Source organism: Catenulispora subtropica (assembly GCF_039531675.1).
In the GTDB taxonomy this organism is placed as follows: domain Bacteria; phylum Actinomycetota; class Actinomycetes; order Streptomycetales; family Catenulisporaceae; genus Catenulispora; species Catenulispora subtropica.
This window is the reverse complement of the sequence record NZ_BAAAQM010000016.1, coordinates 90,301-112,140: the sequence shown is the minus strand read 5'-3', so window position 1 is coordinate 112,140 and position 21,840 is coordinate 90,301. Positions and strand designations below refer to the sequence as shown.

At 73.1% G+C, this 21,840-nt stretch carries 21 protein-coding genes; 5 read left to right on the top strand and 16 right to left on the bottom strand.

Annotated elements, in window-relative coordinates:
* The 3 genes from ABD466_RS16125 to ABD466_RS16115 are packed head-to-tail and all read right to left on the bottom strand — an operon-like array spanning position 1 to position 3,034.
* The gene (locus ABD466_RS16125) at positions 1–828 is read right to left on the bottom strand and encodes a hypothetical protein (RefSeq protein WP_344657860.1); all 828 of its coding nucleotides are present in this window, start codon (positions 826–828) and stop codon (positions 1–3) included.
* Positions 800–1,966, bottom strand: coding sequence for a glycosyltransferase family 4 protein (locus tag ABD466_RS16120; RefSeq protein ID WP_344657859.1), 1,167 nt, complete (start codon positions 1,964–1,966; stop codon positions 800–802). The genes ABD466_RS16125 and ABD466_RS16120 overlap by 29 nt, the downstream gene beginning before the upstream one ends.
* 6 nt (positions 1,967–1,972) lie before the next feature.
* A complete protein-coding gene (locus ABD466_RS16115) occupies positions 1,973–3,034 on the bottom strand; it encodes a glycosyltransferase family 2 protein (protein WP_344657858.1) in 1,062 nt (353 codons plus the stop codon).
* A 79-nt stretch (positions 3,035–3,113) separates the two neighbouring features.
* On the opposite strand from ABD466_RS16115, the gene ABD466_RS16110 reads away from it, so the two are divergent.
* The gene (locus ABD466_RS16110; RefSeq protein WP_344657857.1) at positions 3,114–4,343 is read left to right on the top strand and encodes an LCP family protein; all 1,230 of its coding nucleotides are present in this window, start codon (positions 3,114–3,116) and stop codon (positions 4,341–4,343) included.
* Between the two features lie 159 nt (positions 4,344–4,502).
* Here ABD466_RS16110 and ABD466_RS16105 read toward each other — a convergent pair whose 3' ends face one another.
* Positions 4,503–4,907 carry an ACT domain-containing protein gene (locus tag ABD466_RS16105; protein WP_344657856.1) on the bottom strand — a complete coding sequence of 135 codons (405 nt, stop codon included), beginning with the start codon at positions 4,905–4,907 and terminating at the stop codon, positions 4,503–4,505.
* A complete protein-coding gene (locus ABD466_RS16100; protein WP_344657855.1) occupies positions 4,904–5,524 on the bottom strand; it encodes an acyl-CoA thioesterase in 621 nt (206 codons plus the stop codon). Before ABD466_RS16100 ends, ABD466_RS16105 begins: the two co-directional genes overlap by 4 nt.
* 138 nt (positions 5,525–5,662) lie before the next feature.
* Here ABD466_RS16100 and ABD466_RS16095 point away from each other — a divergent pair, with 138 nt between their 5' ends.
* Positions 5,663–6,457, top strand: coding sequence for a hypothetical protein (locus tag ABD466_RS16095; protein WP_344657854.1), 795 nt, complete (start codon positions 5,663–5,665; stop codon positions 6,455–6,457).
* A gap of 27 nt (positions 6,458–6,484) precedes the next feature.
* Here the strand turns inward: ABD466_RS16095 and ABD466_RS16090 are convergent, their stop codons facing one another.
* Positions 6,485–7,045 (bottom strand): dihydrofolate reductase family protein, encoded by a 561-nt coding sequence (locus tag ABD466_RS16090; RefSeq protein ID WP_344657853.1) that lies wholly within the window; start codon positions 7,043–7,045, stop codon positions 6,485–6,487.
* Between the two features lie 161 nt (positions 7,046–7,206).
* Between ABD466_RS16090 and ABD466_RS16085 the strand changes: the two genes are divergently transcribed.
* Complete coding sequence (locus ABD466_RS16085; protein ID WP_344657852.1) at positions 7,207–7,509, top strand: STAS domain-containing protein; 303 nt, start codon at positions 7,207–7,209, stop codon at positions 7,507–7,509.
* Between the two features lie 15 nt (positions 7,510–7,524).
* Here the strand turns inward: ABD466_RS16085 and ABD466_RS16080 are convergent, their stop codons facing one another.
* Genes ABD466_RS16080 through ABD466_RS16070 form a run of 3 tightly spaced genes read right to left on the bottom strand, consistent with a single transcriptional unit; the run spans position 7,525 to position 9,959 of the window.
* Positions 7,525–8,514 (bottom strand): sigma-70 family RNA polymerase sigma factor, encoded by a 990-nt coding sequence (locus ABD466_RS16080; RefSeq protein ID WP_344657851.1) that lies wholly within the window; start codon positions 8,512–8,514, stop codon positions 7,525–7,527.
* A gap of 40 nt (positions 8,515–8,554) precedes the next feature.
* On the bottom strand, positions 8,555–9,505 hold the full coding sequence (locus ABD466_RS16075) for a glutaminase (RefSeq protein ID WP_344657850.1): 951 nt from the start codon (positions 9,503–9,505) through the stop codon (positions 8,555–8,557).
* Entirely contained in the window at positions 9,495–9,959 is a 465-nt protein-coding gene (locus ABD466_RS16070) for a hypothetical protein (protein ID WP_344657849.1), read from the bottom strand. The genes ABD466_RS16075 and ABD466_RS16070 overlap by 11 nt, the downstream gene beginning before the upstream one ends.
* Positions 9,960–10,023: 64 nt before the next feature.
* Between ABD466_RS16070 and ABD466_RS16065 the strand changes: the two genes are divergently transcribed.
* Both ABD466_RS16065 and ABD466_RS16060 read left to right on the top strand, forming a co-directional pair.
* On the top strand, positions 10,024–11,394 hold the full coding sequence (locus ABD466_RS16065) for a sensor histidine kinase (RefSeq protein ID WP_344657848.1): 1,371 nt from the start codon (positions 10,024–10,026) through the stop codon (positions 11,392–11,394).
* Between the two features lie 31 nt (positions 11,395–11,425).
* Positions 11,426–12,085 (top strand): response regulator, encoded by a 660-nt coding sequence (locus tag ABD466_RS16060; protein ID WP_344657847.1) that lies wholly within the window; start codon positions 11,426–11,428, stop codon positions 12,083–12,085.
* A 33-nt stretch (positions 12,086–12,118) separates the two neighbouring features.
* On the opposite strand, the gene ABD466_RS16055 is transcribed toward ABD466_RS16060, so the two are convergent.
* From ABD466_RS16055 to ABD466_RS16025, 7 genes are all read right to left on the bottom strand, one after another.
* On the bottom strand, positions 12,119–12,934 hold the full coding sequence (locus ABD466_RS16055) for a phosphate ABC transporter ATP-binding protein (RefSeq protein ID WP_344657846.1): 816 nt from the start codon (positions 12,932–12,934) through the stop codon (positions 12,119–12,121).
* Positions 12,935–12,955: 21 nt separating this feature from the next.
* On the bottom strand, positions 12,956–14,005 hold the full coding sequence (locus ABD466_RS16050) for a class E sortase (protein WP_344657845.1): 1,050 nt from the start codon (positions 14,003–14,005) through the stop codon (positions 12,956–12,958).
* The gene (locus ABD466_RS16045) at positions 14,002–15,876 is read right to left on the bottom strand and encodes a substrate-binding domain-containing protein (RefSeq protein ID WP_344657844.1); all 1,875 of its coding nucleotides are present in this window, start codon (positions 15,874–15,876) and stop codon (positions 14,002–14,004) included. The genes ABD466_RS16050 and ABD466_RS16045 overlap by 4 nt, the downstream gene beginning before the upstream one ends.
* 14 nt (positions 15,877–15,890) lie before the next feature.
* Positions 15,891–17,186, bottom strand: a complete 1,296-nt coding sequence (pstA, locus tag ABD466_RS16040; protein ID WP_344657843.1) for a phosphate ABC transporter permease PstA — start codon at positions 17,184–17,186, stop codon at positions 15,891–15,893.
* Positions 17,187–17,202: 16 nt separating this feature from the next.
* Entirely contained in the window at positions 17,203–18,285 is a 1,083-nt protein-coding gene (gene pstC, locus ABD466_RS16035; RefSeq protein ID WP_344657842.1) for a phosphate ABC transporter permease subunit PstC, read from the bottom strand.
* Positions 18,282–20,939, bottom strand: coding sequence for a hypothetical protein (locus ABD466_RS16030; RefSeq protein WP_344657841.1), 2,658 nt, complete (start codon positions 20,937–20,939; stop codon positions 18,282–18,284). The genes pstC and ABD466_RS16030 overlap by 4 nt, the downstream gene beginning before the upstream one ends.
* 167 nt (positions 20,940–21,106) lie before the next feature.
* Complete coding sequence (locus tag ABD466_RS16025) at positions 21,107–21,691, bottom strand: hypothetical protein (RefSeq protein WP_344657840.1); 585 nt, start codon at positions 21,689–21,691, stop codon at positions 21,107–21,109.
* Positions 21,692–21,840: the final 149 nt, after the last annotated feature.

Sequence of the window (21,840 nt, the reverse complement as noted above, 5' to 3'; positions counted from 1 at the left end):
CTACTGCTCCGGCTCGAACAGGGACCAGTCCGCGCCGCCGAGCCTGCCGATCGCGGCTTCCGCGGCCTCCTGGGTGCGGGTGCAGAGCCGGAAGGGGTAGTCGCCCGAACCCTCGTCGAGCACGACGATCGCGTCCGGACCGCCGTACAGCCACAGCTCGGAGCCGATCTCGCGCCACGCCGGCAGGCCCAGCCCCGGCCACTCCCCGCGGATCCGCGCGGCGACCTCGTCCTCGCCGTCCGCCGGGTACGCCTGCCACCCCAGCGCCGCCGGCACCCGCACCGCCGCCAGCAGCAGCGCGAACTCGCTGACCGTCGGCGCCACGGCCTCCCACTCCTTGCCCATGGTGACCAGCACCTTGGGGTCGGCGACGGTGGACTCCGCGCTGAGGTAGCCCCACTCGTTGCAGTACTGCGCCTCAGCCATGAAGGCGACCGTGCGCAGATCGTCCGAGCCCGGGACGGCGAGCGGGCTGCCGGGCGCCAACGGCTGCCCGTAGCCGCCGCCCGGGCACCACATCGGCGGCCAGTGCGCGGACGAGTCGTCGAACTCCCCGTACAGCCACGAGTTCTCCGGCAACACCCACCACTCGGCGAGTGCCTCCGGGATGCCGGGGTCGTCCTCCGGGTCGTCGGTCGCCGGCTGGCCGATCAACGCCAGGAAGTACTCGGGGTGCGGCGACGGCTCGCGGGTCGGCTCGAAGCCCCATTCAGCATGGAACTCCCGGTACAGGTCCCACCGCTTCGCCGGGTCCTGGTTCGCCCGCTGGGCGGCCAGCCGCTCGGCGAAGCGGCCGTAGTCAATCCCCGCGCGGAGCGAGCCGTTCATAGATCCCCCTCAGTACCGCCGCGTCGGCTTCCCAGCTCAGTGCCGGGGCCGCGGCGCGGACGTTCGCCGCGTACGTCTCGTAGTTCTGCGCCACCTCGCGCAGCGCCGCGGCCAGCGACGCGGCGTCCCCCGGCCGGTAGAGCGCGCCGAGCTTGTGCTCCTCGACGACGCGGCGCAGCTCCTGCACGTCGGTCCCGACCACCGGGACGCCGGCGCGGACCGCGTGGAACAGCTTGTTCGGCATCGCCAGCCGGTGGTTCAGCCACTTGTCCGAGTGCGTGACCAGGGAGATGCCGAGCTCCCGCAGCAGCGCGTCGACCTCGTCCACCGGACGCGGGCCGACCACCTCGGCGGCCTTGCCGTCGAAGGAGCCGAGATACGTGTCGTCGGCCGGGCCGGCGATCACGATCCGCAGCGGCCGGACCAGCTCCGAGGCGCCGGCGATGGCCTCCAGCTCGCGGAACGGCGCGATGCGGCCCGCGTAGACGGCGCCGGAAGCCGTCCGCGGCGGTTCGACCGGGCCGCCCTCGGGCAGCGGGAAGGTGTTGCGGACGACGTCGACGTGGCGCCAGCCGTAGGCCTCGCGCAACGCGTCGGCCACGCCCTCGCCGACGGTGATCACTGTCGTGGCCCGCGCGCCCCAGTCCCGCTCCTGCCGCGCCTCCCGGCGCTTCTGGAGCGGCGTCGGACGGCCGACCCGCGGCCGGCCTCGCCACAGCTCGTGGGTGTCGTAGACGAGCGGCACCCCGCGCTGCCGCGCCAGCTCGACGCCGAGCGGCAGGGTGTTGAAGTCGTGGGCGTGCACGACATCGAACTCGGCCGCGGCCGCCAGCTGCCCGGCCTTGGCCCGCCACGCCGCGAACGCCGAGTTGCGGTGCTGCGGCAGCAACAGCCAGCGGGCCGCGCGCAGATGCGGAGGCAGCCTGCGGCGGGCGCCGAGCGACTCGGCGCCCTCCTTGCGGAACGCCGACCCGGCGCCGACGCTGCCGACCGTGACGCCCTTCGGCGGCTCGTAGCCGGTCGAGACGTCCTTGCCGATGACGTGGACGGCGTGGCCGGCGTCGGCCAGCGCCGCGGCCTCGCGCATCACCCGGGTGTCGGTGGCGACGTTGGAGATGACGAGCATCAGGATGCGCATGCGCGGCTACTTCTTCGCGGGCTGGCCGGCGGCGCCCCTGGCCAGGCGCGCCGGGGAGGTGAGGAACCCGTAGGCCCAGGAGCCGTGCATGGTGGCCAGCACCAGCGGCAGCCGGGCGCGGACGCCGGCCGGCAGCCCGCGCGACTCGACCAGCGCGCCCGCGGTCAGCGCGCCGAAGTAGCCGGCCGGGACCACGAAGCCGAGGGCGGCGACCGCCGGGGCGCCGGTGAGCGCGCTCAGGCCGACCACGGTGCCGGCCGCGACGGCGAGCAGCGCCCCGGGCGGGGCCAGGTAGCGGAGGCTGGCGGTGCCGGCGTGGGTGCGCATCACGACGCGGCGCCAGCGGCCGTACTCCTTGTACTGCTTGGACAGCGCCTTGAAGGTCGGGCGCGGCCGGTAGGTCACCGACAGGCTCGGGTCGAACCAGATCAGGCGGCCGGACTCGCGGATCCGGTGGTTCAGCTCCCAGTCCTGGGCCCGGGTGAAGTGCTCGTCGTAGCCGCCGAGCTCGTCGAGGACCTCGCGGCGGAACACGCCGAGGTAGACGGTGTCCGAGGGGCCGCCCTCGCCGCCGGTGTGGAAGCGGGCGTTTCCGACGCCGAGCTTGCTGGTCATGGCGCGGGCCACGGCCTGTTCGAAGACCGTGATGCCCTCGGCGCGCATGATGCCGCCGACGTTGGCCGCGCCGGTCTCGCCGAGCAGCCGGACGGCGGTGGCGATGTAGCCGGGGGCCAGCTCGCCGTGGCCGTCGACGCGGACCACGATGTCGTGCTTGGCCTCGGCCAGGGCCGCGTTCAGGGCGGCGGGGGTGCGCCCGGTGGGGTTGGGGACGCTGCGCACCCGCGGGTCGGCGGCGGAGAGCTCGTCGGCGATCTGCTGGGTGCGGTCCTCGCTCGGGCCGATGGCCAGGATCAGCTCCAGCTCGCCGGGGTAGTCCTGGCGCAGGACGCCGTCGACGGCGTGCGCGAGGTGCCGCTCCTCGTTGAGGACCGGCATGATCACCGAGACCGCCGGCCAGCCGGCCGTGCTCTCCCCTGCGGGGGCCGCGGAGGGTTCTGAGACGTTCATCGTCGGTCAGATTACCGGCCCGGCCGAAGGCGGCGTGGCGTAAGCACGGACTGCGACGGGATGGTGACAGGCTGTCGGAATGGTCGATAATGTCGCGGAGCTTCTCCGCCGCCGGCCCGCCCCCCGCCCGCCCCGGGGAAGGGGCCCGAACCGCCGCACCGCGCGGCTGGCAGCCGCCTGGACCGGCGGCACGCTGTCGGCGGCGATCCTGATGGTGTCCGGCTACGGCTGGTCGGTGACCGACGCCGTGGACACCGCGACCGTGCGCTCAGACGTCTTCCAAGGCCTGGACGGCCGGCCCGCCGACACCCCGGCCACCGACATCCTGCTCGTCGGTTCGGACACCCGGCGTGGGCTCAGCGAGGGCACGCGGGACACGCTGCACCTCGGATCGCTGGGCTCGGCGGACGGGCAGCGCTCGGACACGATCATCCTGGCGCAGCTCGCGGCGGACAGGAAGTCGCTGACGCTGCTGTCGATCCCCCGCGACTCCTACGTCACGATCCCGGCGACGGCCACCCGCCCGGAGCACAAGGCGAAGATCAACTCGGCGCTGGACCTCGGCGGCCCGGCGCTGACCGTGGCCACTGTGGAACACGCCACCGGCATCCACATCGATCACTACGTCCAGGTCGACTTCTCGGCGTTCTCCTCGATCGTCGACGCGGTCGGCGGCGTGGACGTGTGCCTGCCCAAGGCCGCGGACGATCCCAGGAGCGGTCTCCACCTGCCGGCCGGCGTCTCGCACGTCAACGGGGTGCAGGCGCTGGCGTACGTGCGCGCCCGCTACACCCTCACCGGCGGCAGCGACCTGGGACGGATCCACCGGCAGCAGCAGTTCCTGGGCTCGCTGGCCGACCGGGTGGCCTCCTCGGACGTGCTGGCCGACCCGGCGCGGTTCTCCGGCCTGGTCCGCGCGGCGGCCGCCTCGGTGCGGACCGACTCGGCGCTGAGCACCGAGGAGATGCTGAACCTGGCCCTGGCCGCCAAGAACCTGCCGCGCGACCGCATCCGGTTCGTTTCGATGCCGCTGTCCGACGCGGACTACCAAGCCCCGGGGACGGGCTCGACGGTGCTGTGGGATCCGGCGGTGTCCGCGCGGTTGTTCGACGCGCTGCGGCAGGACAAGCCGGTGGCCGAGGTGGCGGCTTCGGCGGTGGCGGCTCCGGGGGCGGCCGACGCGCCCGCGGCGACGCCGACGAGCGGGGAGACCTCGGCGTCCGCAGCGAAGAAGCACGCGCGCAAGACCCATGTGGCGCATCCGACGCCGCTGGCGGTGCGGGCGGCGGATTCGGATATCTGCCGGTAGAGCGGCGGCTCGGCTGGCCGCTCGGGCGGCCGTTCCGCGGAGCTCGGCCGAGCGTTCGACTCGCCGTTCCGCGGAACTCAGCCGAGCGCTCGGCGGGCCGCTCAGCGGCGACTCGGCCGACCACTCAACCGACCGCTCAGCCGACCGTTCACCAACGGCTCAGTCGACGGCCTGCCCGGGCGCGTCGACGGTGTGGCCGGCGGCGCGCAACGCGGCGACGGCCCGCTCGACCGCCTGCTCGGGCACGAACACCAGGTCGGCGTGGAACGTGGAGGCCACGAACACCGGGACCGCGGCGGCGGCCAGCGGTTCGAGCAGGGCGGCGAGCATGCCCGGCAGGCCCAGGCCGTGCGCGGACTCGCCGCCGTAGAGGGCGCGCCAGAGGTCGGCGCCGGCCGTGTCGCGGTCGACGACCTCGCGCACCACGGTCAGCCCCTCGGGGGCGCGGACCTGGGCGATCCAGCCGTTCGGGGGAGCCACCGCGGCCGGCAGGTGCTCGACCACGAAGCACCCCGGGACCAGGCGGAGCCGCTGGGCGCGGTCGCCGACGCCGCCCGCGCTCACGCGCCGGCCCCCGCGTTCTCGACGACCGTCAGCACCGCGGCCTCGGCCTCGGTGCCGGCCGCGGTCTCGGCCTCGGTGTCGGCCTCGGTGTCGGCCTCGGCGCGCGCCGCCTGGATGGCGCGGCGGCGGGCCAGCCGGTGGCTGCGGCGGATCTCCGCCTCGGCGTGGCGGCGGCGGTCCAGATCGGTCTCCAGGATCAGCGGGGGCACCGCGCGGGGCTGGCCCTTGTCGTCGACCGCGACGAACACCAGGTAGGCGCTGGCGACGTGGCGCGGCGCGGTGCCGGCCTCGTTCCAGGGCTCGGCCATCACCCGCACCCCGACCTCCATCGAGGTCGCGCCCACCCAGTTGACCTGCGCGTAGGCGTGGACCAGATCGCCGACCCGGACCGGGTTCAGGAACTGCATCTCGTCCATGGCCGCGGTGACCGCCGGGCCGCCGGAGTGGCGGCCGGCCACCGCGCCGGCGACGTCGTCGACGAACTTCATGACCACGCCGCCGTGCACGGTGCCCAGGAGGTTCACCTCGGTGGGCCCCATGATGTGGGACAGCATGGTGCGCGAGGCCGCGGTGGTACGGGGTGCGGGGCCGGGGGTGCCGGCGGCGTCATCGGTCACGTCTTCAGCGTAGATCGTCCCGGGACGTGCCTCGATCCGAGGGCATGGTCCGCCCGGACGGGGGTAACGGCGGGGCTACCCACGGCAAGATCCCGAGGACAGAATGTCAGGGAGCGGATAGTGACAGGGGGCGTTCCAATGACAGAGAACCTTTCCGCCCGACGCGGAATGCTGATAGCCGGGTTCGCGGCGCTGGCGCTGTTGGCGCTGGTCGCCGCGTTCGACAACCAGGGCACCCACACGTGGCGTCTCGATCAGATGACCGGGGACCGCGAGGAGACCGCGCACAGCTGGACCGCGGCGCCGGTGCAGGCGCTGAGCGCCTTCGACTGGCGCGTGGCGCCGGCCACCGGCGAGCCCACGCGGATCTTCCTCGGCTTCCTGGGCGCGGCGGTGCTCGTCGTGCTGTTCACGTTCCTGCTGGTCCTGCTGGTCTGTCGCGGCGTGGCCGCCTCCCGGGGCCGCTGGGCGCTGTTCGCCGCGTCGTGGTTCGCCACCGCGGCGGGCGCCGGGCTGGCCCTCGTCGCCGGCAGTGCCATCGCCGGCGAGTCGCTCGTCATCGGCGCCACCTCGGGAGGGACCCGCTTCTCCTACGGCGACACCTACTATCTGATGCTCAACGCCGGTCTGGTGTTCGGGCTCTTCGCCGGATGGCTGGTCGGGCTCGTCGCGGTCATCACCTACGGGGTCTCCGAGGGCGCCGACGGGAACGGGGACGGCCCGGGATACACGTCACCCTTCAGCTACGACTACGGCTCGGCGGCGCCCACGTCGGGGCCGGACTACTCCTTCAGCCCGGGATCGCCGTATTCCGCTTCCTCTTCGACTCCCGACTACGGCAACAGCGAGGAGTCGTCCGCCTCGGCCCCGACGCAGATCGTGCCGCCGCCGCAGGAGAACGATCCCTACGGCGGGGGCAACAGGTCGTACTAGGAACTAGGGCCGGCCGATCCGGCCCCGTCACTCAGCCGGCCCGTACACCACGTGCAGCGTGCCGGACTTGAACACGTCGCACTTGATCAGGCTCAGCTTGAGCGGCTCGTCGAGGTCGTCCTCCCACAGGCGCAGGCCCTTGCCGACCGCGACGGGGTGGATGAACAGGTGCAGTTCGTCGAGCAGGCCGGCGTGCAGCAGCTGGCGCGCGACGGAGACCGATCCCGACATGCCGATCGGGCCGCCGTCCTCCGCCTTCAGGGCCTGGACGTACTCGATCAGGTCGCCCTGCACCTGCTCGGAGTTCCGCCAGGTGAGGTCCAGCGGCGAGTGCGAGACCACGATCTTGCGCGCGTCGCCGAGCGCCTTGGCCATCTCGTAGTCCTCGCCCCCGGCCTCCTCGCGGGCCGGCCAGGCCTCGGCGAAGCCCTCGTAGGTCTTGCGGCCGAAGAGCACGGTGTCCGCCGAGCCCATCAACTCCATGACGGCCGCCCCCAGCTCGTCGCAGAAGTAGGGGAAGTGCCAAGTCTGCGGCTCGTCGACGACGCCGTCGGCGCCGGAGAAGAAGCCCGCGGTGATCTTGCGCATGATGATGGCTCCTCGGGGAGGTCGTGTCGGTCAGCTCCGTGTGGTCGCTTCGTAGGGTCAGACGGCACGGCACGGCGGAACTCATCGGTCGCGGCGGCGATTTCTTCGCCGGATTCCCGCCGGATCGATGATTCGGGGGCGCGCCGCCGGTCTGTAGTGGTGTGAAGCGCATAGTGCTGTACGACGCGTCGGCCATCGAACGGCCGACCCGTGAGGACCTGCACCGGTTGGCGCGCATGCGGCTGGCCGCGCGGCGGGACGGGTGCGACCTCGTGCTGACCGGCGTCGGGCGGCGGCTGCGGCTGCTGTTGGCGGTGACGGGGCTCGCCGAGGTGTTCACGATCTCGCCGGACACGACGGGGCCGGACACGGCGGACGGGCCCGGCGCGTGCACCGAGCCCGTCGAGGGCGCGGAGGGCGCGGAGGACGCGGAGGACGATGAGGGCGCGGGGACCCATGGTTGAGACGGACTGACCGCCTCAGGCGGGCGTCCCCTCCGCCGTCAGCCGCATCGGGACGCCGAAGAGCGGGAACAGGCGGTCGGTGTCGAGGTAGTTGCCGATCCCGGCGAGCTTGCCGTCGCGGATCTCCAGGATCATGATCGCCCAGGGGGTCCAGCCGTCACCGTCCTCGGCCGGACGGTACTGCGCGAAGGCGGGGGTGCCGTTGGCCTGGACCTCCAGCAGGCGGGAGCCGCGGCAGCCGCACCCCACGCCGTTCCACCACGTGCGGAGCTCGTCGACGCCCTGGAGCCAGAGCTCGAACGGCGGCATGTTCAGCGAGACGTCGGCCCGGAGGAGTTCGGTGAGGCCTTCGACGTCGAAGGCCTCGAAGGCTTTGACGTACCGGGCCAGGAAGGCGCGCTGCTCCTCGTCCAGCGGCTTGGCGACGTCACCCTCGACGCCGCCGCTCGCGGCGAGCGTGGCGCGCGCCCGCTGGAGGGCGCTGTTCACCGACGCGACGGAGCTGTCGAGCAGCTCGGCGGTCTCGGCCGCCGACCACGCCAGCACCTCGCGAAGGATCAGCACCGCGCGCTGCCGCGGGGCGAGCTTCTGCAGCGCCGCGACGAACGCCAGTTTGATGGTCTCCCGCCCGACCGCCACCTCGGCGGGGTCACCGGCCAGAACCCGCTCATCCGGGATCGGCCCGACCCAGATGTTCTCCTCGAGCTGCGCCAGATTGGGCGCCGCGGCCGAACCGGGCCCGGACAGGTCCATCGGCCGCGCCCGCCGCTGAGCGGCCGGCGCCATGTCCAGGCAGACGTTGGTGGCGATGCGATAGAGCCAGGTCCGCAGTTGCGAGCGGCCCTCGAACCCCTCGAACTTGGACCAGGCCCGCAGCAGGGTCTCCTGCACCGCGTCCTCGGCTTCGAAAGCGGAACCGAGCATGCGGTAGCAGTACGCGGTCAGCTCCCGCCGGAACTGTTCGAGCTGCTCAGCGACGGCGTCGCGGTCTGTCGTCGTGGACACCCCCTCACCATAACCGGACGATCCGACAAGGTGTGGGGGTTCAGAACACCGACCACCCCGTCGCCGTCGTGAACCGGTCCAGCGCCTCGACGCCCGCGACCGAGTTCCCGTGGCGGTCCAGCGCCGGCGACCAAACGCACAGGGAGGCGCGGCCGGGCACCACCGCCACGATCCCGCCTCCGACGCCGCTCTTCACCGGGAGGCCGACGCGGAACGCGAACTCGCCGGCGGCGTCGTAGGCGCCGCAGGTCATCATCAGGGCATTGACCCGCTTGGCGCCCAGGACCGGCAGCAGGCGGGAGCCGTCGGCGCGGACGCCGTGACGGGCCAGGAACAGGGTCGCGAGGGCGGCTTCGGCGCAGGACATGGCGATCGAGCAGTGGCGGAAGTAGTGGTCGGCGGCGAGATCGACGGGGTTCTCGATGTTGCCGTAGGCGGCCATGAAGTGGGCCAGGGCCAGGTTCAGGTCGCCGTGTTCGGCTTCGGAGGCGGCCACGGCGCCGTCGATGGTGATGGTGTGGTCGTCCGCTTCGGCGCGGAGGAAGTCCAGGACCGCTCCCGCCGCGTCACCGGTCAGGCTGTGCAGCAGGTCGGTGACGACCAGCGCGCCGGCGTTGATGAAGGGGTTGCGGGGGATGCCGCGCTCGTACTCCAGCTGGATCAGGGAGTTGAAGGCGTTGCCGGAGGGCTCGACGCCCACCCGGCCGCGCAGGACGCCGGCGTCGCGGGCCATCACCAGGGCCAGGCTGTAGACCTTGGAGATGCTCTGCAGGGAGAACCGCTCCCGGTAGTCGCCCACGCCGTAGAGGCGGCCGTCGACGGTGGCCAGGGCCATCCCGAAGCGCTCCGGCGGCACCTCGGCCAGCGCCGGGATGTAGTCGGCCACGCGGCCGTCGCCGACGTACGGGGCGACCTCGTCGGCGATCCACTCCAGCAGCGCGTCGTACGCCAGGTCGTCGACGGAGACCGCCGCGCCCTCCTCACCGGCCATCGGCCGCCTCCCCACCTTCTCCGTCCGCCTCCGCCGCCGGCCCCCGCGCCAGCCAGTCCCTGATGGCCGCCGCCCACTGCCGGTCGTGCGTGGTCTCCATGAACTCTTTCCAGTCGATCAGCAAGTAGATCTGTCCCACCGTACGGGTGCTGAGGATCAAGGGTTTGCCGGCGTTCAGGATCCCGCCGACGAAGCGGCCGTAGAGGCCGGTGTAGCGGGTCTCGACCGCCAGGATGTCAGGGCGGCGCAGCAGCAGCGGTTCCGGGTTCCCCGGGCCGTGCCAGCCCGCCAGCACCAGGGCGTCCGGGGTGAGACTGATCACGCCGTGCCGGTGGAACTGGGCGTGCTGGCTGACCCCGGCCGCCGCCATCTCCTCGGGGGTGGTGTGCCCCAGCTCGTCGGCGGTGGCGCCGAGGTACTCGCCGGTGGGCTGTCCGGCCGGATCCCGGGTCATGATCTCCCTGTTCCCCTACGAAAGTAGGACGTGCGCACTTGTGCCGCCGACCTACTCTGAAGGGGTGAAATCCCCGGCCTGGCTCCCGCGCGCCCGCGATATCGCGGTCATCACCCTGGGCCTGCTGGAGGCCGCCACGGATCTGGTCCAGCACTGGAACGGCCACGAGGTCTTCCCGGGCGTGTGGCAGACGTCGCTCGCCCTGGTCGGGGCGGTGGCCCTGTGGTGGCGCCGCACCCGTCCGGAACTGGTCACCGTGCTGGCGATGCTCCTGTGCCTGATCGGCCAGGTCGAGGTCCCGCTCACGATGATGGTCTTCGCGCTGGCGGTGCACCGCCGGGACCGGGTCATGTGGAGCATGACCGCCGTCTCCGGCGCCGTGATCTTGGCCGAGGACACGGTCAAGCGGGGGTACGTCGCGGTCGGCGACTCGGTCATGACCACTCTGTTCGTCGCGGTGGTGGCCCTGTCCGGGGCCTATGTCGGCGCCCGTCACGACCGGCTGGTCGCGCTGCAGGAGCGGGCCGAACGGGCCGAGGCCGAGCAGGAGGCCCGGGCCGAGGCCGCGCGGCTGGCCGAGCGCACGCGGATCGCGCGCGAGATGCACGACGTGCTGGCGCACCGCATCTCGCTGATCGCGCTGCACGCCGGCGGCCTGGAGATCACCGAGCGCCCGAAGCCGGAGATGACCCGGCAGACGGCCGGCCTGATCCGGGAGACCGCGCGCTCGGCCCTCGAGGACCTGCGCGACGTGCTCGGCGTGCTGGCCAGCGGCGACACCTCGGCGCCGCTGGCGCCGCAGCCGCGGTTCGCGGACATCGCCGGGCTGGTCGAGCGCTCGGCCACGGCCGGCGTGCCCGTGGTCCTGGTGCCGAACAGCAGCCTGGGCCTGGACGCGAACGTGCCGGAGACCGTCGGACGCGCCGCCTACCGGGTGGTCCAGGAAGCGCTGACCAACATCCACAAGTACGCGGCGTCGGCGTCCGCCACGGTGCGGCTGGCCGGGGCCCCGGGGATCGGCCTGGAGGTCCGGGTCGAGAACCTGGCGCCGCGCACCCCGGTGATCCCGTTGCCCGGCTCCGGATCCGGGCTGGCCGGGCTGCGCGAGCGGGTCGAGGTGGCCGGCGGCAGCTTCGAGGCCGGGCCGACGTTGCACGGCGGGTTCCGGGTGCTGGCCTGGTTGCCCTGGGCGGAAGCCGCGGCCGAAGCTGAGGACTCCGACGCGGACGCGGACCTGGACCTGGACCTGGACCCGGACCTGGACCCGGACCCGGACCTGGACCTGGACACGGACACCTGCGGGAAGCCCTCGGCGGCCCCGATCAGCCCGGTGCGCGCGGCCCCGAACCCCGAACGCGACGATGATATGACCGGAGCACCGGCCGTCCCCGACACCGTGCCCGTGCCCGTGCCCGCCGCCACCGCCGCCGCCTGACGCCGACCCCGCCGACCCCGGAGCCCGCACCATGATCCGCATCCTGCTCGTCGACGACGAGAGCCTGGTCCGCGCCGGCCTGCGCACCATCCTGGAGTCCGTCGAGGAGTTGCGGGTGGTGGCCGAGGCCGAGGACGGCTCGCAGGTGCTGGACGCGGTCGCCCGGCACCGGCCGGACGTGGTGCTGATGGACGTCCGGATGCCGCGCGTGGACGGCCTGGAGGCGCTGCGCCGCGTCATGGCCTCCGAGGCCCCGCCGCCGGTGGTCATGCTCACCACCTTCGACCTGGACGCGTACATCTTCGAGGCGCTGCGGCTGGGCGCCACCGGCTTCCTCCTCAAGGACACCCCGCCGCGTGACCTCATATCGGCGATGCAGGTGGTGGCGCGCGGCGACGCGATGCTGTCCCCACCGGTGACCAAGCGGCTGCTGGACCACTACACCGGCCTGCGCGTCGCGGATCGCGCCGAGCAGGCCGCGAAACTGCTGGCCGACCTGACGCCGCGCGAGCGGGAGGTCCTCGCCGAGGTGGCGCGCGGCTTGTCGAACGCGCAGATCGGCCGCAGCCTGTACCTGAGCGAGGCCACGGTGAAGGCGCACGTCTCCCGGGTCATGGCCAAGCTCGGGGTCGCCAACCGGGTCCAGGCGGCGCTGGTCGGCCGGGACGCCGGGCTGCTCGACGCGTCCTGACGACGCGTCGGCGGGGCCCGGCGCCGGACCCCGCTACCCGAACCGGCCGTGCACGTAGTCGGCGGTCCGCGCGTCCCGCGGGTCCTCGAACACCTGCTGCGTGGGCCCGAACTCCACCACCTTGCCCGGGGTGTCGTGGCTGGCCAGGAAGAACGCGCACTTCTGCGACACCCGCGCCGCCTGCTGCATGTTGTGCGTGACGATCACGATCGTCAGCCGCCCGCGCAGCTCGGCGATGGTCTCCTCGACCCGCCGCGTCGACGTCGGGTCCAGCGCCGAGCAGGGCTCGTCCATCAGCAGCACGTCCGGCTCCACGGCCAGCGAGCGTGCGATGCACAACCGCTGCTGCTGGCCTCCGGACAGCGCGCCGCCGGGCGAGCGCAGCCGGCTGCGCACCTCGGTCCACAGCCCGGCCTTGATCAGGCTGGTCTCCACCAGCTCGTCGCGCCGGGCCTTGGCGACCTTGATCCCGGCCAGCTTCAGTCCGCTGGCGACGTTGTCGTAGATGCTCATCGCCGGGAACGGGTTCGGGCGCTGGAACACCATGCCGACCCGCGCCCGCACGTCCGCCGGGCGCCGCCCGGGGGCGTAGACGTCGCCGCCGTCCAGCAGCACCTGGCCGGCCAGCTTCGCCGTCTTCACCATCTCGTGCATGCGGTTCAGGATCCGCAGATACGTGGACTTGCCGCAGCCCGAGGGGCCGATCAGCGCCGTCACCTCGCCGGGAGCCATCGTCAGCGAGACCCGGTCCAGCACCTTGTGGTCGCCGAACCAGGCCGACAGATCGCGGGTCTCCAGCCCGACCAGGCGCGTGGCCGGCGGCGACGCGACGGTGGTGAGCTCTTCCATCTGTGTCATCGTCGTCCCCGGTCAGTAAAGGTTGGGAAGCAGGAGGGCGGCGTTCTCGTACACGCACCACAGCAGGGCGGCCAACACCGGCGCCGCGGACAGGTAGACCGCGCGACGGTTCCACACCGAGACCAGCCACACGGTCAGCGCCACGGCGAAGACCAGCGCCAGCGCCCAGAGCTGGAGCGCGGGCCAGGCGTCGGTGTCCGACGCCAGCGGCTTGTCCAGGTCTCCGCGCTTGACCCGGTGGCCGGCGACCGGCGCGGGGGCGCCGTCCAGACGCGCGCCGACATAGACGACGTGCGTCGGGATCCAGGTCGAGTCCCCGGTGGCCAGCACCAGCCGGTCCTTGAAGGCGTCGTGGATCGTCCGGCTGCCTTCCCCGAAGGCGTTGACGGTATAGGAGAACTGGCCCTGACCGGTGGTGACGTTGATCTTGTCGCCCGGCTTGAGCCGGGTCAGGTGCGCGAACGGCGCGCCGAACGTCCCGCGCCGCCCCAGCAGCACACTGACTCCGTCCTGGCCGGGCAGGACGGTGTCCCGCAGGTGCCCCGGCCCCCGAGCAAGGTCGGCCCCGGTGGTGCCCTCGACGACCACCGTCTGGTGCAGCCCGATCGCCGGGATGTCGACGATCGCCAGCGGAGCCCCGTCGGCGGCGGGACCGGTCGGCGCGGTGGCGTCGGAGAGCCGGCTGTCCAGCTCCCGGTAGAGGTTCGCCTGGCTGTGCTGCTCCTGCAGGCCGGTCAGGCCGTAGGCGTAGACGCCGAACCCGAGCAGCAGCCCCGAAGCCAGGGTCGCTGAGGCGGCCACGGTCCGGGCGACTCGCAGGCCCCGACCGGCGCGGGAGGCCGGCACGCTGTCCGCCACGCGGGCCTGGGGCCGGGGCGCCGACGGCGCGGGCTCGGGGGACGCGACCACCGACGCCGCGGCGCCTTCGGGCTCGCCGGTTCCGGTCCCGCCCCCCTTCCCGGCACCGGGCAGTGTCGCGGTGGTGCCGGACGAGTCGCCCGGGCCCGGGTCGCCGGTCGCGGCCGCGGCCGCGGACGCAGTGGGCGCGGTGGGCGCGGTCACGACTTCGGCTCCTGATCCCCTGATCCCGGCCCTGGCCTCGGCCCCGGCCCCGCGGCCGCGAGCCGTCGGCGCCGCACGAGGTAGGTCCCGAGCACCGGCGGCAGGGCCACCACCGCCAGCAGTTCCAGCGCGGTCAGGGAGGCCATCAGCTTCGGGTCGTGCCGGGCCGGGACGTCGGCGACGACGGCGCTGTCGTCGAGCGATCCGCCGGTGCCGCCGGAGTCGCCTCCGTTGTCGACCTGGCCGGTCAGCGGGTCGATCGTGCCGCCGGAGTCTGCGCCGGCGGTGCCGCCGGATGCGCCGCCGGTCGTCCCGCCGGAAGCTCCACCGGTCGCGCCGCCGGTCGTCCCCCCAGTGGTCCCACCTGCGCTCCCGCCGCTCGCACCGCCCGACGAACCGCCCGACGAACCGCCGGAGGATCCGCTGGTCCCGCCGGTCTTGCCGCCGGTCGTCCCGCCTGCGGCGCCGCCCTTCGAACCGCCGCTGCCGCCCCCGGTGGTCCCCCCGCTCGAACCGCCCGAGGAACCACCGGTCGTGGAGCCCGGGGTGCAGTTCAGCGGCGCGCCCTTGGCGTCGCAGGGGCTCGGCTGTGGCGCGTCGACGAGCACGGTGAGCTGGCCGGCGGAGTTGAAGGTGGGGTTCGGGCAGTTCGCCAGCGAGTTGGGATCGACCCCGGACTGCTGGCCGGGGATGTGCGAGACCTGCAGCATCCCGCCGCGGACCAGGTTGCGCGGGATCGGCGAGTATCCGAGCTGGTCGGCCTCGGCCTGTCCGGCGCACAGGATGTAAGCGGCGTACTTGGACAGCGCCCCGCCGTGGTCGGTGGTCCCGCGCGGGAGCGACGGCAGGGACCCGGCGTCGCGCGGCACGATGATGTAGCTGTAGCTGGAGATCGGGTACGACCGCTTGTCGCTGTTGACGTAGACGCCGTCCAGATTCTGCTGCAGGTAGTTCGGGTCGTCCGGCGCCGTGTCGTCGTCCACGCCGCGGATCTTGGCCGCGGTCAGCGCGATGGCCACGTTCGACGCGGTGGGGACGGTGTAGTACCCGGCGGGGTTCAGCACCTTGACGACCGGCCAGTTGTTCAGCTTGGCGTAGGCGTACTCGTCATAGCCGATCGCGCCGTTGCCGGTCGGGGCCATGATGAAGTTCGCCACCACGTCCGACCCGTTCTCGGAGTGCATGTTGCTGCTGGACGGGGTCGGGAAGAACTCCGTGTAGTCCCCGCACGAGACACCGTTGATGGAAGTGCAGTAGGCATCCCACTCGGCCTTGTGCGTGTGCTCCATGTAGCGGGTCCACTGGGCGGTCGCCCCCGAGCCGTCGGAGCGGACCACCGGCGTGATCGGCAGGTGCGGCAGGTTGCCCGGGTAGTCGGCTTTGATCCGCGCGTCGTCCCACATGGTGATCTTGTTCGTGAAGATCCCGACCAGGGTGTCCGGCGAGAGGCGCAGGTCCGTGATCTGCTTGCCGCCGATCTTCAGGTTGTACATGAAGGTCGTGCCGCCGGCGGTCACCGGCACGTAGGAGTAGCGGTAGCGGGGGTTCTCCACGTTGCCCAGGCCGTTGCTGTGCCCGGAGTCGTTCACGCCCTGGTCCGGGGTGGTGCGGAAGGGCACGTCGGAGGCGGTGAAGTCGTCCAGGTCGTTGGTCCAGTCCTGACGGCCGGCCGCCGAGCCGTTGGTCGCGTAGTTGATGTTGATGCCCTGCGGGAGGATGTCGCGGCGCCACTGGTCCAGCGCCGGCCCGCTCCACGAGGAGCCGGAGCCGGTGAGCGCGGTGGTCGCGTGCGCGGGGGCGGCCGGCACGAACGCCGCGGCCAGTGCCGCGCCCACGGCGGCCGCCAGCCAGGCCGGGATCCGATGTCTCAAGGTTCGTCCTGGGGTCACGATGCTGGCTCCGGTCGGGATGGGATGACGGCCGTGGTCACGGGGGCCGGACGCGCGGCCGGCGGGGGCGGGGCGGTGGAAGTGGCCGAGGTGGCGGGCGCGGAAGCGCCGGAGGCGTCGGATGCGCCGGAGGCACGGTCCCGGGCCAGCCGCCGCAGACTGCGCCGCGAGAGTTCGCCGGGCCGCCGGCCGCCGGCGACGCGGGCCGCGACGAACAGGATCAGCACGATCGACATCAGCGCCAGCGCCGCGCCGAACGCCCGGACCTTCATGTCCTCCTGCGGGTAGCGGACGTAGTTCCAGACGTACAGCGGCAGGCTGACCTGCTGGCCGCTGAACGGGTTGGCGTTCTTGCGCGGCGTGAACCCGGCGCTGAGCAGCACCGGTGAGGTCTCCCCCACCGCCCGCGCCATGCCGAGCAGGATCGCGGTGGTCAGGCCGGAGCGCGCCGTGGGCAGCACCACGTTCCACACCGTGCGCCACTGACTCCCGCCGAGGGCGTAGGAAGCCTCGCGCAGAGTGTTCGGTACCACGCGGATCACCACCTCCGAGGCCCGGGTGACGATCGGCATCATCATCACGGTCAGCGCCAGCGAGGCGGCGAACCCGCTGCGGTCGTAGCCCAGGGTCAGGATCACCGAGCCCAGGACGAACAGCCCGGCCACGATGGACGGCAGCGCGGTCATCGCGTTCACCACGGTGCGCACGGGCTGCGCCAGCCGGCCGCCGACCTCGGACATGAACACCGCGGCGGCGATGCCCAGCGGCACCGCGAACAGCGTCGCCAGACCCAGCTGCTCCAGCGAGCCGATCATCGCGTGCAGGATCCCGCCGCTGTCCAGGCGGTCCAGCGGTCCGGTCCGCTGCATGTCGGTGGTCAGGAAGTTGCCGTGCCCCACCGCCTTGGCGCCACGCCAGCCGATGTAGCCGATCAGGTCGGCCAGCACCGCCACCACGAGCACGCCCGCGCCGGTGAACACGGCGGTCGCGATCTTCTCGCGCACGTGCCGGGATTCCCACTGGGTGCGCGCGATGCCCCAATAGAAGGCGAGGAAGGCGACGTACCAGCACACCCAGAAGCCCAGCGCGCCGGAGAAGGGAAGGATCCGCTCGTAGAGCAGCCAGACCAGGCCGAGCGAGCCGGCCGCGGCCCCGGCCAGGGAGCCGGCGTCCGCCGCGGTGATCGCACCCGGGCGGACCAGGACCTGGCCGCTGTCCGCGTCGAGGTACGGGGTGCCAACGGTCGCCGCGGGCGTCGCGGTCGCCGCGGCCTTCGTCGTCACGGTGGTCATGGCGGCGTCAGCCCCCTCACTCATTGGTCGCGGCGCCGGAGCGCGAACGGGAGATGACCGCGGCCGCCGCCATGTTGACCAGCAGCGTGATCAGGAACAGCACCAGCCCGGCGGCCATCAGCGCGGACAGCGCGAGCTTGTCGGACTCGCCGTAGCGCAGCGCGATCAGCGCGGAGATGGAGTTGCCGCCGGCCTGCAACGGGTGCGTGGAGATCGCGAACACCGGCGAGATGATCAGCGCGACCGCGATGGTCTCGCCCATCGCCCGGCCGAACCCGAGCATCACGGCGCCGATCACGCCGCCCTTGCCGAACGGCAACACGACCGTGCGCACCATGCCCCAGCGCGTCGAGCCGAGTGCGTAGGCTCCCTCCCGCTCCCCGGTCGGGGCCTGCGAGAACACCTCCCGCGACAGCGAGCAGATGATGGGGATCACCATCAGCGCCACCACCACTCCGGCGATGAACGCCGACTGGGTGAAGGACGCGGCGACCTGCTCGTTGCGGACCTTCAGGAACGGCAGCACGCCGCCGAGGTGGCTCGACAGCCACGCCTCGAACCCGATGACGCGCGGCGTGAGGAAGATCAGCCCCCACAAGCCGTAGACGATGCTGGGCACCGCCGCCATCAGGTCGATCAGCGAGATCAGCAGCCGGCGCAGTCCGGCCGGCGCGTACTCGGCGATGTACACCGCCGCGCACAGCGCCACGGGCACCGCGATGACCAGGGCGATCAGGGCGATGATGATCCCGTCCAGCAGCACCGCGCCGACGCCGAACCGGTGCGTGGCGGTCTGCCAGCGCTGCTCGGTCAGGAACGACCACCCGGTGGCGCGCAGGGCCTGCGCCCCGCGGGTGGCGAGGAACAGCGCGATCAGGCCCATGATGACGAACACCGACAGCCCGGCGGACCGGAAGACCGCGCGGAACACCCGGTCGCCGCGCGACACGCCCGGGATGATCGGGATCGGCGCCTGCTCGCCCGGGACCGGTGCCCCGCCGGAGGCGGGGCCGGACGGCGGGAGCTGAGGGGGCGGCGGGCCGAAGACCTCGTCGACGAGCCCTCCGGCGCCCGGGGCGGCGGCCGACACGGCGCTCACTTCCCGAAGCGGCGCGTGGGCCGCGGCCGCGAGGTCAGGGCCCGGATGCGGGCGCCGGTCCCGCCGGGGGCGGACAGCAGGAGCCCGGCGGGGCCCGCGGCGACCAGCACCACGCCGATCACCAGCAGCGTCGGCAGGACGAAGCGGGCCGGACCGGCCGTGTCCGGGGCGGCGGCGCCCACGGCTGCGGCGGCCGGCGTGGTGGAGCCGCTGAGCGAGCGGGTGGAGCCGCCGCTAGGGGCTCCGGCCACGCCCTTCGAGGTCGAGCCGCCGTTCCCGGTCGTGCCCGGGCCCGTCCCGGCGGCGCCCCCGGTGTCGCCGCTGCCGTTCCCGTTGCCGCCGATGGTGCTCGTGACCCGGTAGATCGTGGTCTTGCCGTTGCTCACCACGGTGACCGGCGTGACCACCACGCTCCCGGACGTCGTCGGCGTCCCGGTCACGCCGCCGGTCGGCACCGGGCCGGTCGCGGTCACGGTCACGGTGGACCCGGAGCCGGGCGCGGCCTTGGGCCGGATCGCGGCGATCGCGGCCCCGGCCTGCACGGCCTGCTTGGCGGAGTTGGGCACGTAGCCCGGGGCGAGCTCGCCGGGCGTCGTGCCCGGGAGCTGGCCGCTGCGGTTGTCGGTGACCGCGCTCAGGAAGTTCGCGATGTTGTTCGCCTTGGCGGCGGAGACGCCGGAGGTCGGCGCCATCGCATAGGCCGGTACGGTCAGCGGGTAGGCGTTGGCGTCCTTCGCGTAGTCGGTGCCCGCGACGCCCCACGGCAGCGACTGGGTCCCGGTCTTGGCGTCGGTCACGTAGTCGGCGACGGCCGCGGTCATGCTCGGCGCGCCCGGGGCGACATAGTTGCCGGCGGCGTTGAGCAGTGACGCGGTCGGCAGGCTGAAGGCCGAAGCACGGCCGGTGTCCATGATGGCGATCACGCCCCGGTTGCCGAGGTGCAGGCCCGCGCACTTGGGGTGGACCCCGTTGATCAGCACCGGCCCGCTGCACGTCGCGGTGGCACGCAACAGGTGCCGGAGGACGTCGTCGAGCCCGGACTGGATCGGGCTCCACTCGAAGCTCTTGAGGCTGCCGTAGTCCCGGCGGTCCCCGGCGGGGTCGTACGGCAGGCCGGTGGTGGGGTCGACCGGCGGCCCGCTGGAGTCCTGCGGGATGAAGCCGTCGATCGGGTACGGGTACGCCGACGTCTTGTAGAAGCCGTCGACGCGCATCCCGCTCGGGTCGGGTGTCCCGCTCAGGAACGCCCGCGCGTCGGGGTCGGACATGATCCAGGTCGTCAGCTCGCGGACCATGTCGGTCTTGCCGCCCATGACGATCGGCAGGGTGTTCGGGGCGTCCAGGCCGGGGCAGACCGGCCAGGTGAAGGCGCCGTCGGTCGGGTTCAGCGCCAGGAACTCGGGGTCGTTGTAGAGGCAGATCGGGTTCCCCGCCACCGACGGGGTGTCGCTCTTCAGCCCCTGGACGTGTTCGAGGTCGTAGGACTGCGTCAGGAGCTTGGCCACCAGCCGCGCGTTCAGCTTCATCCTCGTGATCGGCAGGTGGGTGACCGGATCGTCGACGAAGAAGGCGATCGCGATCCCGTTGCTGCCGACCGGCACGTACGTGTACGGGCGCGCCGCGCTCGCGGCCGGGTCCGCGGGCAGCGAGGTGAAGGCCAGGTCCGCCCCCGGCGCCCCCTTGAGGAAGTCGCCCCGGGCCTGCGGCTCGGTCAGCCCGCTGGCGTCGTTCACCGTCACCGGGTTGTTCCCGGCCAGGCAGGACCCCACGACCCACTGGGTCAGGGCGCGGTCCAGCATCGGCGTGCCCTCGCCGGCCACGTCGGTCGCGCCGGCGGCGCAGGCCGCGGGCACCGGGGCGAAGGAGATCGGGACGACCGTGCGGTGGGTCCACGCGCAGTACTCGCCGGCCTGGAAGTCGTCGGCCGCGTCGACCTGCGTGAACGACTGGACGTTCGCCTGGTTGAACCCGCCGTCGGCGTCGAGGCTGTGGTCGGTGCAGTCCGGCGACCCGTCCGCCGTGTCGTAGCCCAGCGCGTCGCCGCCGTAGTCGGGCTCCACGACGATCGAGCACTGGTGCGTCGCGTCGCAGCCCAGGGTCGGTGCCTGGCTCGCCGTGTAGACCTCGAGGTCCACGCTGCCGGCGTGGTCGCCGTGGGTGACGGCGATGCCGGCGTTGGTCGGGTAGTCCGGCGCCGAGGGGTCGGCCTGCGCCTGCTTGAACCCGCGGGCGGGGTCCTGGTTGTAGTGCGTCGACCCGTAGCAGTCGGTGATCTTCGGGTCCTTCCCCCGGCACTCGTACACGATCACCGGATAGAAGGTCAGCCGCTCGGAGACGCTGTCGTCCCAGGAGACGAACGACGTCGAGCTGGTGGTGAACCCGGTCCAGGACACGTGGACCACCTGGTCGACGAGGTTCTGGGTCTGGGAGACCGTGACCGTCCCGCGCGCGCCGTACTGCCCGGAAGCCGGATCCCACTGCTCCGGTCCGGCGACGGTGACCGAGGTGGCGTCGGCGTGGGCGACGGCGGTGGTGTGCGCGCCCGGAGGCAGCAGGACCAGCGCCGTCATGAAGCTGACCGTCCAGGCGAGCACGGCGGCGCAGTAGGCGATCAGGCCTCTGCGCCGGCCGGCTCCCGCTCCACGGGGCGACATGGGGGAACCTCCGAGATCGAGAATCAGGGGACGCATATATTCGCCCGTCGGCGGGCGACCGGGGCCCGTCCGCGGGACGGCCAAGGCGGAAACGCTGGCCGACCGCGCGTCGACGCCGGGCGCGGGCCCGGGCGCCGCCGCGCGGCCGGCGGGGTGGCGGTCGCGGGTCAGGAGGCCGGGGTGAAGGCGATGTTCAGGGTGCCGACGACCTGGCCGCCGGAGAAGAACGTGGTGTTCAGCGCCTTGTCCAGGTACGCGGCGCCGGCCGGGTCGAGGTCGGCGTCGCCGGACAGCGTCTGCGGCGTGGTGCCGACGCCACTGCCCACGACGTCGTCACCGAGGAAGAACAGCGGCACCGGAGTGCTGCCGCCGTCCGGAACCGCCGTCAGCGCCTGGGTGTCGCCGCCGAACGCGACCTGGTGGAAGCAGGCCACCTTGCCGGTCAGACCGTCGGCGAACATCAGCCCGCCGCCGAGGGTGATGCTGCCGTAGAAGCGCGGCAGGACGGCGTCGCCGCCGGTCACCGGGAAGGTGGCGGTGGCGCCGGAGGTGCTGTCGTACGAACCGGTCGCGCTGGGCAGCGGCACCGCCACGATCCCGGACTGCAGGGCCTGGGTGAGGAAGGTGTTGGTCGCGGTCAGCGCGGCGCTGCCGGAGGCCGGGGTGCCGGTGGCGCTCGCCGACGGCAGGGCGACGGCGGTCGCGGCGAGCGCGAAGGCGGCGGCGAGCGAGCGCACGGCGGTGCGGTTCATGGGGACTCCTTGGAGGTTCTGGATGGCGAGGCGGACAAGGTGCGAAGGGTTCTGCGAAGGGGGAAAGGCCGGATCCGCCGGGCCGTCCGGGAACGGCTCCGACGGGCCCGGTCGTCCTCCCGGAATCACCGGGGATCTCGCCGGCGGGC